General features: G+C 33.4%; 10 protein-coding genes. 2 read left to right on the top strand and 8 right to left on the bottom strand.

Annotated elements, in window-relative coordinates:
• Window positions 1-85: 85 nt before the first annotated feature.
• Window positions 86-1,267 carry an aspartate aminotransferase family protein gene (locus J2W95_RS13625; protein ID WP_310007929.1) on the bottom strand — a complete coding sequence of 394 codons (1,182 nt, stop codon included), beginning with the start codon at window positions 1,265-1,267 and terminating at the stop codon, window positions 86-88.
• 87 nt (window positions 1,268-1,354) lie between these two features.
• On the bottom strand, window positions 1,355-2,986 hold the full coding sequence (locus tag J2W95_RS13620; RefSeq protein WP_310007927.1) for an OstA-like protein: 1,632 nt from the start codon (window positions 2,984-2,986) through the stop codon (window positions 1,355-1,357).
• Window positions 2,987-3,468: 482 nt separating this feature from the next.
• Here J2W95_RS13620 and J2W95_RS13615 point away from each other — a divergent pair, with 482 nt between their 5' ends.
• Window positions 3,469-5,352 (top strand): alpha-amylase family glycosyl hydrolase, encoded by a 1,884-nt coding sequence (locus J2W95_RS13615; protein WP_310007925.1) that lies wholly within the window; start codon window positions 3,469-3,471, stop codon window positions 5,350-5,352.
• Between the two features lie 20 nt (window positions 5,353-5,372).
• A complete protein-coding gene (locus tag J2W95_RS13610) occupies window positions 5,373-7,178 on the top strand; it encodes a glycoside hydrolase family 13 protein (protein WP_310007923.1) in 1,806 nt (601 codons plus the stop codon).
• 102 nt (window positions 7,179-7,280) lie between these two features.
• Here J2W95_RS13610 and J2W95_RS13605 read toward each other — a convergent pair whose 3' ends face one another.
• From J2W95_RS13605 to ftsH, 6 genes are all read right to left on the bottom strand, one after another.
• Window positions 7,281-8,057 carry a superoxide dismutase gene (locus J2W95_RS13605; protein ID WP_310007921.1) on the bottom strand — a complete coding sequence of 259 codons (777 nt, stop codon included), beginning with the start codon at window positions 8,055-8,057 and terminating at the stop codon, window positions 7,281-7,283.
• 13 nt (window positions 8,058-8,070) lie between these two features.
• Window positions 8,071-8,337 (bottom strand): acyl-CoA-binding protein, encoded by a 267-nt coding sequence (locus J2W95_RS13600; protein WP_310007918.1) that lies wholly within the window; start codon window positions 8,335-8,337, stop codon window positions 8,071-8,073.
• Window positions 8,338-8,991 (bottom strand): phosphatidylserine decarboxylase family protein, encoded by a 654-nt coding sequence (locus J2W95_RS13595; protein ID WP_310007916.1) that lies wholly within the window; start codon window positions 8,989-8,991, stop codon window positions 8,338-8,340. It lies immediately after the preceding gene.
• A complete protein-coding gene (locus tag J2W95_RS13590) occupies window positions 8,981-9,832 on the bottom strand; it encodes a phosphatidate cytidylyltransferase (RefSeq protein WP_310007913.1) in 852 nt (283 codons plus the stop codon). Before J2W95_RS13590 ends, J2W95_RS13595 begins: the two co-directional genes overlap by 11 nt.
• Window position 9,833: 1 nt before the next feature.
• Complete coding sequence (locus J2W95_RS13585) at window positions 9,834-10,436, bottom strand: LUD domain-containing protein (RefSeq protein WP_310007911.1); 603 nt, start codon at window positions 10,434-10,436, stop codon at window positions 9,834-9,836.
• A gap of 110 nt (window positions 10,437-10,546) precedes the next feature.
• Entirely contained in the window at window positions 10,547-12,472 is a 1,926-nt protein-coding gene (gene ftsH, locus J2W95_RS13580; RefSeq protein ID WP_310007909.1) for an ATP-dependent zinc metalloprotease FtsH, read from the bottom strand.
• Window positions 12,473-12,478 lie beyond the last annotated feature (6 nt).

Below are 12,478 nucleotides of genomic sequence, written 5' to 3'. Positions count from 1 at the left end.
GGAAGAATTTTATTTGTTGTGAACAATTTAATTAACAGGTTTTTCAATGATAATTACAATTTTAAAAATCTAAAAAGCATTAATCTTAACTCATCATCTCATTCATTACTTCAAGAATTATTGCGCAGCCTTCCCTGATTTCTTCTTCGGAAATAGTAAGAGGTGGTGTTATTCTAATCGCGCATCCTTCAAAAAGCAACCAAAATAAAATTAAACCTCTGTCTTGACATTTTAGAATCACTTCATTCGTGATGTCAGCGCTCGCTGTCATAGCAGCAAGCATCAATCCTTTTCCTCTTATTTCTTGTATCAAAGGATGTACCAAAAGTGATCTAAAGAGTTTTTCTTTCTCTAAAGCCTCTGTCATGATGTTGGTTTCAGTTAATTCTTTCAAAGTAGCCAAACAAGCTGACGCAATGACAGGGTGACCTCCAAAAGTCGTGATGTGACCTAATTTTGGATTTTCAGTCAATAAATCCATCATTGCAGATGATGCTGTGAAAGCACCTACAGGCATTCCGCCTCCCATTCCTTTTCCCATAACAACAATGTCTGGTATAACATCGTAATTTTGAAATCCGAAAAGTTTCCCGGTTCTTCCAAATCCTGGTTGGATTTCGTCGAGTATCATCATTGCACCTACTTCGGTGCATCGTGCTCTTACTTTTTTTAGAAAATCATTATGTGGCTCAATAAAACCAGCACCTCCTTGAATCGTTTCTAATATGATTCCAGCAGTTTTGGTAGTTATTTTTTGTAAATCATCTTCGTTATTGAAAGTAATAAAATCGACATCCGGAAGCAATGGACGAAAAGCTTGTTTGCGTTCCTCGAATCCCATAACACTCATGGATCCCATTGTGTTGCCATGATAGGCGTTGTGGCATGAAATCAGCTGGCTTCTTCCTGTTGTTCTTTTGGCTAGTTTTAAGGCGCCTTCAATACCTTCGGTACCTGAATTGACTAAATATGTTTTGTCTAAAGGTGCGGGTAGGAGTGAAGCTATTAATTTGCAATACTCAACTGCTGGGCTTTGGGAATATTCACCATAAACCATAACATGTGAATATTTGTCTAATTGATCCTTTATGGCATCATTCACTCTCTTGTTTTGATGTCCAAGAGTACAAGCCGAAACACCTGCGACAAAGTCTAGATATTTTTTGTTATTTGTATCAAAAATATAGGAGCCTATAGCATGTGAAACTTCCATACCCAATGGGTAAGGTGAAGTTTGTGCTTGGTATTTTATGAAATCGGGATTCACTTTTTTTGAAAGTTTAATTGTTAAAAGTTTAATCGTTTAAGTTTAAATCTGCAATCTAAAGTCTGCTATCTTAAATCTAACGACTGATTACTTTTTCGAGTTCTTCTTGTCGTAATTCAATGTTTCCTTTCGGATTTTCATTGGGACAGCTTTTTTAGCCTTGTCTTTTGTTGTGGCTTCAATGACTTTGAGTTCTTCAGCATCTTCTTCTTTGCTAAAAACGTCGTCTTTGGATTTTATCCTTTCGTCTCCACGCCATTTGAGCCCCCTGAGTGTTCTTGCATTTTCGGGCAATTCAGCTTCGGGATAAATATCACCATCCACTTGCTTGAAAAAGGTGATGGTTTCTACTGTGTTTTTATCAAAAAGAATATTGATTCTACTGCTTACATTTTTGTTAATACCAATGAGTTCTTTGGCATCATTCCGCATGTAATAAATGACTTCTGCATTTTTTATGATATCAACATCATGGAGTTTTCCTTCTTGAAATTTTCCAAAAAGGTTTTGCCCTTTTGTCTGGTTAAATCCGGTTCCAAGAGTGTCCTTCGAGACTAGGAAAGTGTTGTTGAGTACTTTGAGAGAATCCAGTTTTTGAGTTTTTTTGTCTCCAATAAGGTGCATCACATCGCCTGTAATTTGATTTTCTCCATTCCACAATATTGGGCTTCCAATCAATTTTGTTAATCCTATTTTGGAACTGGAATGAATAGAATCGCATTTTCCGCTCATATCAGTTTTGTAAAAGCGTACATTATTGAAAGCGCGAATGATTCGATCTCCTTCTTTTCCGGTAACCATGAGCTTTTTACCATGAATATAAACCGAGTCGTTATCGACAAAATTAACGGCTAATGCTCTTTTGGTCACAAACATGGAATCTTTCTTTTTGTATAATTCGGCATAATGGCCACGAATTACTCCCCGATTAATAGAATCGGTTATTTTTACATTTCGTGTTGCTGATGCAAACTCTTTATTTCGATCGTAATACAAACTATCGCCTTTTATCACTCGATCGTCATATTTGATATAGGATTTGTCTATAAAATGAGCCAGATTTTTTTTGGTGTCGTAGAATCCTTTTTCGGTGTAAATATAATTGGTTTTACTAGTTATGGTTGATGGACCAAAAAGGTACGAGTGTCCTGAATTACTGAAATAATCCAAATGATTGGATTTGATTTCATATGTTTTGTTCGTAAGCGTTACTGCAGTCAGAAACTGAAATTTTTTCTGAGTCACATAATATCTTCCAGACTTACTTTTCAAGGTATTGTCTTTATTAACAATAGTTCCGTTTGTGTTGTAATATACTTCTTGTATGTTTCGATCAAAATTGATTGTGTCTGTGGCCAAAGTAGCATCTGGAGAACTCATGACAGCATTTCCGGTTGCAAATGCTTTTTTCAATTCACCACTGTATTCGGCATAATTACTGTTCAAATACAGAGTATCACCCTGTACCAATTGTACATTTCCAAAAGCTTTCAAATAATTTTCTTTTTGAAAAAAATATGCTTTATTACAAGTTAAAATGACACCGTCGTGGCTAACTCGAACATTTCCAGTAAGCAAAAGAGCATCTGGAAATTTATCTTTATCGACATCGGCAAAGTCAGACTGTTCAATATGTATTTTTTTGGGAGCTTGTGCCAAAACAAGGTTTGCACAAAGAAATGCTAGGCAGTAGATAATGAAATTTAAAGATTTCTTCAATGGTCTTAATTTTTTTGTAAATTTATGAAAAATGCGACAAACCCCTTATATATTAGGATTTATTTATAATCTGAGTTCTATTAATTAATTTTTGGAGCAGAAATTTTTTGGTTTTTTTGTCAGCATCGTCCCGCTATCCATTACAATCTTATAAGCCGAACTCCGGCTTATAAGGATTTTCACTGCTATCGGGGCAAAAAAAGAGCATTTTATTTTTTTGCTATCATTCAAAAAAAATAGTAATAATCGCACTAAGGGTTGTAAAAGTTTGTTAACAGGATTAAATAAGAAAATTAAAAGAGTAAAATATTTATAAACAAAGGGATTAACTACCACGTTGTAGTGGTTTTGTGATGTGTTAACCAAACCTTAACAATGGGTTTTGGATGCTGTTTTTTTGAAAAAAGCGTTAATTTTATGAATTGATATTAATACAAGGAAGTTATCAATCGTATATTTTTAATTTTTTATAATTTAAAAAAATGATCACAAAAAAAATAGTAATGGCAGGAGTAAGTGTTTTACTTATGGTGACTGCTTGTAAAACTAAAGATGTAAAAATGAGTGTACAAAAGAAAGAATCCGTTTCAGGAAATAAAGCTGTAGTTTATCAAGTTTTTACTCGGTTGTTTGGAAATAAAAACACAACCAACAAACCGTGGGGAACTATTGAAGAAAATGGAGTTGGGAAGTTTAATGATTTTACAGATAAAGCGCTTCATGAAGTGAAAGATTTAGGCGCTACCCATATCTGGTACACAGGCGTTCCGCATCATGCTGTTATAAGGGATTATAGTGCAATTGGAGTTTCTAATGATGATCCAGAAGTGGTAAAAGGAAGAGCTGGTTCACCTTATGCAGTAAAAGATTATTATAATGTAAACCCTGATTTGGCTGTCAATCCTGAAAAACGTTTGGAAGAATTCGAAGCTTTAATTAAAAGAACCCACAAGGCAAATCTTAAAGTAATTATTGATATAGTTCCCAATCATGTTGCTCGTAAATATGAAGGAAAAAGCAACCCGAAAGGAGTAAGAGATTTTGGTGCTGATGATGATGTTACCGTTGAATATAAAAGAGATAATAATTTTTATTACATCCCAAATACATCTTTCCAAGTACCTGATGCTGATAAGCCTTTAAACGGAGAAAGCAATCCGCTTATTGACGGGAAATTCAATGAAAATCCTGCAAAATGGACTGGAAATGGTTCCCGATTGGCAAAACCGGACAAAAATGATTGGTATGAAACTGTTAAGGTGAATTATGGTATTCGTCCTGATGGTTCAAAAGATTTTCCTGAATTGCCGGCTGGCTATGATAAATTATCGTCTAAAGAACATTTTGATTTTTGGAAAGACAAAAACGTACCTAGTTCTTGGATTAAATTTAGGGATATTGCTTTGTACTGGACAATCAAAGGTGTTGATGGTTTTCGATTCGATATGGCCGAAATGGTTCCTTATGAGTTCTGGAGTTATATGAACTCGGCAATAAAAAATGCAAATCCTGATGCCTTCTTAATGGCTGAAGTTTATAACCCGAAAGAATATCGCAACTATATCCATTTGGGCAAAATGGATTATTTGTATGATAAAGTTGAGACTTATGACAAATTGAAAGATATTATTCAAGGAAAAACTCCGCCAGATGGACTTTCGTACATTCAAAGTGGTTTAGCTGATATTGATGTACATATGTTGAAGTTTTTGGATAATCACGATGAACAGCGATTAGCAAGTCCTGAATTCGCTGGTTCTGCTGAAAAAGGAAAACCAATGATGGTTGTTTCTGCGATAATAACATCGGCTCCAATTATGATTTATTTTGGTCAAGAAGTAGGAGAGGCAGGAAATGAAAATGGTGGTTTTGGTTCTCATTCCAGAACATCTATTTTTGATTATGTGGGAGTACCAAATCATCAGCGATGGATGAATGACGGTGCATTTGATGGTGGAAAATTATCGCAAAGCGAAAAAGAATTGCGTGATTTTTATAAAAGATTGCTCAATTTTTCAGCAAAAAGTTCGGCAGTGATGGGGCAGTTTCAAGACCTTCAAGAAGTAAATCGTAACGCAGGACTAGGGTACAATCCTAATCATGTATATTCTTTCGTGCGTTGGTCAGATAATCAAAAATTAATAGTTTTGACTAATTTCTCTTCAGAAGCTTCAAATAATTTTGAGCTAAAAATTCCTTCTGATATTATTAACAAATGGAATTTGAAAGACGGAAGTTATACGATAAAAGACCAATTGTATGGAAAAAGTGAGGTGCAATTACAAGTTGAAAATGGAGAAGGAAAGGCTTCTGTTTCGATTAAGCCTTTAGAGTCATTTATTTATGAGTTAAGCATTGTAAAATAAATTTTTAATAAAATAAGTAAATGAAAAATACAGTTGCATTAAGTTTATTCCTTTTAATGTTTTTGCCATCTTTTGCACAAGTAGATTTTACGCCAAATTGGAGTAAAGGAGTAGTATGGTATCAAATATTTCCAGAACGTTTTTATAATGGTGATCCTTCAAATGATCCAAAAGTGGAAGATCAAAATGGGGCTTTCCCTTTTGACACTACTTCTAATTTTCAAATTCATCCTTGGACTAGTGATTGGTATGAACTACAACCATACGAGCAGAAAAATGGTAAAGATGTTTTTTATAATATCCAGCGTAGACGCTATGGCGGAGATTTGCAAGGTGTTATAGATAAGTTGGATTACCTGCAATCATTGGGGGTTAATGCTATTTATATGAATCCTATTTTTTGGTCACCTTCTTCTCATAAATATGATGCATTATGTTATCATCACGTCGACCCAACATTTGGTCCAGATCCAGAAGGAGATATAAAATTAATAGAAAAAGAAGATCCTTTGAATCCTGAAAAATGGGTTTGGACAAAAGCAGATTTACTAGCATTAAAGCTTATTGAAGAGGTCCACAAAAGAAAAATGTATATCATATTTGATGGGGTGTTCAATCACTTGGGGGTAAATAGTTTTGCATTTCGAGATGTTGAAAAAAATCAAGAAGCTTCAGCCTATAAAGATTGGTTTTCTGTTAAAAGTTGGAAAGATGATACCAAAGGGGCAAAGTTTGAATATGAAGGCTGGTATGGTGTAAAAACGTTACCTGAGTTAAAAGAAGATAGTAATGGAATTGTGTCTGGACCTAAGCAATATATTTTTGATGCTACCAAACGTTGGATGAACCCGATGAATAAGGGAACGCAATATGGAATTGATGGTTGGCGTTTGGATGTTGCTTTTTGTGTGGGTCATCCTTTTTGGAAAGATTGGAGAAAATGGGTAAAATCAATTAATAATGAAGCATATTTGACTGCTGAATTGGTTTATACAATAGACAAGACCAAACCGTATTTAAGCGGAGATGAATTCGATGCAACAATGAACTATAATTTTTCTTTTGCAGTGCACGATTTTTTTGTTCAGGATGCAAAAGCTTCTACTGTTACACAGTTTGATACTCAATTAAAGGAATTAAGAGAAGGCTTTGGTGAAGGTGTTGCAATGAATATGCAAAATTTAGTTGATAGTCACGATGCCACCAGAATCGGTAGTTCTGTAGCAAATCCAGATGGGAAAAAGTTTGGCGACTGGGGTGATTATTTTAACTGGAGTCAGAAAAGTTCTAATGCCGAATATAATGCTCGTAAGCCTAATGCGGAACAATTACAAAAGCAAAAACTAATTGCTGCGTTTCAAATATTGTATTTGGGTTCGCCTATGATTTATTATGGTGACGAATGCGGTATGTGGGGTAGTAATGATCCTGATTGTCGTAAACCGATGGTTTGGGCAGATAAAAAATATGATTCAGAAACATTCAATCCAAACCAAAGTAAGCACGAAGCTGATAAAGTAGATTTTAATGCTGATTTATTTAATTGGTACAAAAAATTTATTGGTTTGCGTAATAAGTATGATGCAATTAAAAAAGGAAGCTTCACAACCATTGAAATAAATGATGCTGATAAAACATATGCTTTTGTCCGCAAAATTGGTACACAAGAAGTGATTGTTATTTTGAATAGAAGTAATAAAAATGTAAATTTCAAGAACACAATTCTTAACAAAGGAGAATATAAAGATGTATTCACAAAGAAAGCAATGAAAGAGGTTCAGGTAAAGCCAATGGATATTGTTGTATTGAGCAATACCATTTTATAAATATCTGAGAGAATTTCAATAAGAAATACAAATACTAAAGATTCTTATTTGTATAAAAAAAAACTGAGGTGAAATTTAATTTTACCTCAGTTTTTTTATGCTCTACTTTTTAAAAGTAGCTTTATAATTTTCGTTTACTTTTTCCCAATTTATTATGTTGAAAAAGTCATCGATGTAATTTTTCTTTTTGTATTGGTAATCCATAAAATAGGCATGTTCCCAAAGGTCAATTCCTAAAATAGGTGTTCCGTGAAATCCAACAACAGGAGCATACGTCATCAATGGATTATCTTGATCTTGTGTGGTTGATAATTGAAGAACTCCAGTTTTGTCAACTACGAGCCAAACCCAACCCGATCCAAATTGTTTAGTAGCGGTCTCTTTAAATACGGTTCTGAAATTTGAAAAGGAACCAAAATCTTTAGTAATCTTGGACGCTAATGTGTCTATTGGTTCACCACCAGCTTTTGGTCCAATAGTTTTAAAGTATAAACTATGGTTGTAATATCCTCCTGCATTATTGCGTAATATAGGGTCGTTGATATCTAGTTTTATAAGTATGTTTTCTATGCTTAGATTTTCTTTGTCTGTTCCTGCAACAGTTTTGTTTAGACTGTTGGTGTAATATAAATAATTTTTATAATGGGATTCTAATGTCAAAGCTGATAAATCAGGTGATAGAGCATCATAACCAAAAGGAAGTTTTTCCAATTGAAAGGCACCTTCATCTGCTTTTAAATCATTTGGATTACCTATAGTAATTTTTTCTTGTACCGTGGGTAAAGGAACTTCTACAACTTCGGTTAGTTTTTTTTCATTGCAAGAAATTAAAACCGAAACAAAAAGTATATTAGCTATTAGAAAAGTATTTTTTTTCATCAGAATTATACAATTACTTTATTAAGGAATGAATTAGTTCAATATATTGTTGTTTGGCTTCGTCTTGCGTAAGATGACTGATTTGAATCCAAGCGTTGGTTTTGAATGCATTTCTTAAATCAGAATTATCCATAACTGTAAACTTGGTTTTGTCAAACGTTGCATGCTTGTAATAGGCATAAAGACGTAGCTGGACATCTTGTGGTAAAGATGCTTGAGTCATAAACGAAGCGATTTCAACTGCTTCCTGAAATTGTTTATCTAAATCTTTTTCAATCATTTAAGATTTAATTGCAATTATAGTTTTTCCTCCAATTGCTTTTTGGTCAAGTACCACATTAATTGGAGTACCTATTGGTAAGAAAATATCCACTCTTGAACCAAATTTAATAAAACCAGCATCGGTACCTTGCACTACTTGCATTCCTTCTTGGGCATAATTAACAATACGTCTGGCTAAGGCACCAGCAATTTGACGGTACAGTATTGCACCAAAAGTTTTATTTTCTACCACAACAGTGGTTCTTTCATTTTCCTCACTTGCTTTTGGATGCCAAGCTACCAAGAATTTGCCAGGATGATATTTGCTGAATTTTACAATACCACTTAATGCATAGCGTGTAACGTGAACGTTTATAGGGGACATAAATATAGAAACTTGAATTCTTTTGTCTTTAAAATATTCAGCTTCAAAAACCTCTTCTATAACAACAACTTTCCCATCTACAGGAGCAATAATATGATTCTCATTTATTTCAACCGTTCTTTTTGGATTTCTAAAAAATTGCAAAATGATGATTAATAGCAATAAGGCGGCTATTTCAATAGTCATTTTAATCCAATCTGTTTGAATAAAATAATCTGATGCTAAACAAACGACAGCAGTAAAAATTGTGCCTAATAAAATACTTTGAGTTCCTTCTTTATGAAACATAACTTAAAATTTGATAAAATAAAAATATTATTGGTGCTACAAAGATAACACTATCTAGTCGATCTAGTATACCTCCATGGCCAGGCATTATGTTTCCACTATCTTTTTTTTCTGAAATTCGTTTGAATTTGGATTCAACCAAATCTCCTATTGTTCCAAAAATACCTACTATTAAGGCGATTATAATCCAAATATAGGTGTTTTTTTCAGGGAGCATTAAAAAGTATTTTGAGATAAAATAACTGCCAATTAATGCAAATCCAATTCCTCCTAAAAATCCTTCGATGGTTTTTTTGGGAGAAATTCTTTCAAATAATTTATGCTTTCCAAAAGTTTTGCCAACTAAATAGGCAAAAGTATCATTGGTCCATATTAAAATAAAAATACTGATTAGTATATTTGGATTGTAGCCTTTTATTCCGAAAGGTATTTTTGTGATAATAATAAAGGGTAAGATAATGTATCCAATTAGATAAGCAAATTTCGAAAAACTATCCACTTTTAAATTTTTATTATCAAATAAAAATACAATGCATTTTAAGGAAACAATGAGTGATAAAAAAAGTACCGCCAAATCAAAGTTCTTACTGTAGCGTAATATATAAAAAAGGCCGTCTGTCTTTGCTGCTATAGCAATTTTATAAAAAAGCAAGTAAAATATAATGGCAATTGCAATAGGGGCAATTTTGTTTAAGTGAACTAAATTGCAAAATTCCATTACCGCTATCAATAAAAAAACTCCAAATAGAATAAAAAATGTTTCTATAGAGTATTGTATTGAAGCTATTAATAACAAAATATAAATGGCTCCAGATATTGATCTTTTTAGTGTTTCATTCATTTTAAAGATCTTCTAAAAGCAATAAATATAAGTTTTTGGCTGAGCTTCCGTATTGAGTGAAATCTTCCTCTTTTGCTTTTTCAAAATATTTTATTGTGGTGATATTTGTTGGGATTTCTGTCAAGTATTTTCTTCTAATTGCACTAAGTCCATCACTTTTACCTTCTATTATCTGACTTGTATTGGCCAAAATAATAATGTTAGTAGGTAAGTCATTAGGTTTTTTTTGTTTGATTTGATTTGATGAAAATAGAATGGAACCTTCTTCAGCTACAAGGTTTTCACAACTCGACAATAAAAATTTAGGGTTTATGCTTTGACCGTAAGTGAGTTTGTTTTCATCTAACAAAAAGTGCAGTTTTGGTTCATAGCATAGAGCTTCACTTTCAAACCAATCATTTTCTTCAAGTATATTTTCAAAATGTTCTTTTACTTCATTTAAGTTTTCACAGTATAAAAATTTACCCCCATTCCTTTTGAAATTATAGATAAATTGCTCATCCAAAGGGGAATTAATATCTGGATTTGGTCGGTCTGAATTGCCGCTTCTAGCTTCATCTGAAGACGGGTCGTTAGAACCAAATAATTTTTTAAAAAGATTCATAATTTGTTAATAATCGTTTTGTGTTACTTGAAAACGTTCAAAGATAAAAAAATCTTAATTCAAAACAGGGTTTTGAATTAAGATTTTAAATATTTGTGTATTTTATGTAATTACGATACTACTTCACCGAGGTTTTTGTCGAAAGTTCTTTTTCCAAAAATAGTTTCTAAGTCGTCTTTGAAAATAACTTCTTTTTCGATTAAGATTGAAGCTAGTTGTTCTAATTTATCTTTATTTTCTTCCAGAATCGTTATTGCTCTTTGGTATTGACTTTCGATAAGATCTGAAATTTCTTTGTCAATTACTTTGGCAGTTTCATCAGAATAAGGTTTAGAGAAGCTATATTCACTTTGACCGCTAGAATCGTAGTAAGTAACATTTCCAATTTTTTCATTTAAACCATAAACAGTAACCATGGCTCTAGCTTGTTTTGTGACTTTTTCCAAATCGCTTAATGCACCAGTAGATATTCTGTTAAAAGTTACTTTTTCTGCAGCTCTACCACCCATAGTAGCACACATTTCGTCAAGCATTTGATCTGTGCGAACAATTAAACGTTCTTCTGGAAGATACCAAGCAGCACCAAGACTTTGTCCACGAGGGACGATAGTTACTTTAATCAATGGAGCAGCGTGTTCAAGCATCCAGCTGACAGTGGCGTGACCCGCTTCGTGAATGGCGATAGCTCTTTTTTCCTCCGGAGTAATGATTTTGTTTTTCTTTTCAAGTCCTCCTACAATACGATCTACTGCGTCTAAGAAATCTTGTTTATCTACTGCTTCTTTATTGTTTCTAGCGGCAATTAATGCAGCTTCGTTACAAACATTGGCAATATCAGCACCAGAAAAACCTGGAGTTTGTTTGGCTAAAAAGTCGGTATCCAATCCTTCAACTTTTTTCAAAGGAGCAAGGTGTACTAAGAAAATTTCGGCTCTCTCACGAATGTCTGGTAAGTCAACAAAGATTTGTCTGTCAAAACGACCAGCGCGCATTAAGGCTTTGTCCAAGACATCAGCTCTATTTGTTGCTGCCAAAACAATTACATTTGAATTGGTTCCGAAACCATCCATTTCAGTCAATAATTGGTTTAATGTGTTTTCTCTTTCATCATTTCCACCAGACATATTGCTTTTTCCTCTAGCTCTACCAACAGCGTCAATTTCATCAATGAAAATAATGGCAGGAGATTTTTCTTTAGCTTGTTTGAAAAGATCACGTACTCTTGAAGCACCAACACCAACAAACATTTCAACAAAATCAGAACCTGATAAAGAGAAGAATGGTACTTGAGCTTCGCCAGCTACAGCTTTAGCTAATAATGTTTTACCAGTTCCTGGAGGTCCTACAAGTAGAGCTCCTTTTGGAATTTTACCTCCTAAATTGGTATATTTTTCAGGGTTTTTAAGAAATTCTACAATTTCTTGTATTTCTTCTTTTGCACCTTCTAAACCGGCTACGTCTTTGAAAGTCGTTTTGATGTCTGTCTTTTCATCAAAAAGTTTGGCTTTAGATTTTCCAATATTGAAAATTTGTCCACCTCCGCCACCTGGCCCACCAGACATTTTTCGCATAATAAAAATCCAAACACCGATAATGATAATAATTGGTAAGAGACTTACAAAAAGATCTGTCCAGTTGCTTTTTTGTAAAAAATTAAAATCTTTTAATTTCCCTTCAGCAACTGCTTTTTCTAATTTGGTTTGAAAAATTTGATCATTACCAATGTCAAATGAATAATGAGGACCTTTGTTAGGTCTGTCCAATACGTCTTTTGATACTTTTTTATGTTCTGGGTCGCTTAAAGCTTTCGAGCTTAAATAAACTTCAGCTTCATTTTTATTGTAAACAATTACTTTTTCAATTTGTCCTTTTTCTAAATAAGAATTAAACTTAGAAGAAGTTAATTGAGCAGGTTCTTGAAAGCTAGATCCACCAGTTGCAAAACTTATTCCTAAAAAAATTAATAGTATTGCAGTGTAAACTAACCAAGGACTTACTTTGAATTTATTTGAATTTGGATTATTCTCTTTAGCCATTAGAAG

Origin of the sequence: Flavobacterium granuli, assembly GCF_031456055.1 — a bacterium.
Classification (GTDB): domain Bacteria; phylum Bacteroidota; class Bacteroidia; order Flavobacteriales; family Flavobacteriaceae; genus Flavobacterium; species Flavobacterium granuli_A.
This window is presented reverse-complemented; position numbering and strand designations above follow the sequence as displayed.

Excerpts from the sequence above, each read along its gene's own strand:
- J2W95_RS13610 (WP_310007923.1), top strand. The coding sequence starts at position 5,373 with ATGAAAAATACAGTTGCATTAAGTTTATTCCTTTTAATGTTTTTGCCA.
- J2W95_RS13615 (WP_310007925.1), top strand. The coding sequence starts at position 3,469 with ATGATCACAAAAAAAATAGTAATGGCAGGAGTAAGTGTTTTACTTATG.
- J2W95_RS13595 (WP_310007916.1), bottom strand. The coding sequence starts at position 8,991 with ATGTTTCATAAAGAAGGAACTCAAAGTATTTTATTAGGCACAATTTTT.
- J2W95_RS13590 (WP_310007913.1), bottom strand. The coding sequence starts at position 9,832 with ATGAATGAAACACTAAAAAGATCAATATCTGGAGCCATTTATATTTTG.
- ftsH (WP_310007909.1), bottom strand. The coding sequence starts at position 12,472 with ATGGCTAAAGAGAATAATCCAAATTCAAATAAATTCAAAGTAAGTCCT.
- J2W95_RS13585 (WP_310007911.1), bottom strand. The coding sequence starts at position 10,436 with ATGAATCTTTTTAAAAAATTATTTGGTTCTAACGACCCGTCTTCAGAT.
- J2W95_RS13600 (WP_310007918.1), bottom strand. The coding sequence starts at position 8,337 with ATGATTGAAAAAGATTTAGATAAACAATTTCAGGAAGCAGTTGAAATC.
- J2W95_RS13605 (WP_310007921.1), bottom strand. The coding sequence starts at position 8,057 with ATGAAAAAAAATACTTTTCTAATAGCTAATATACTTTTTGTTTCGGTT.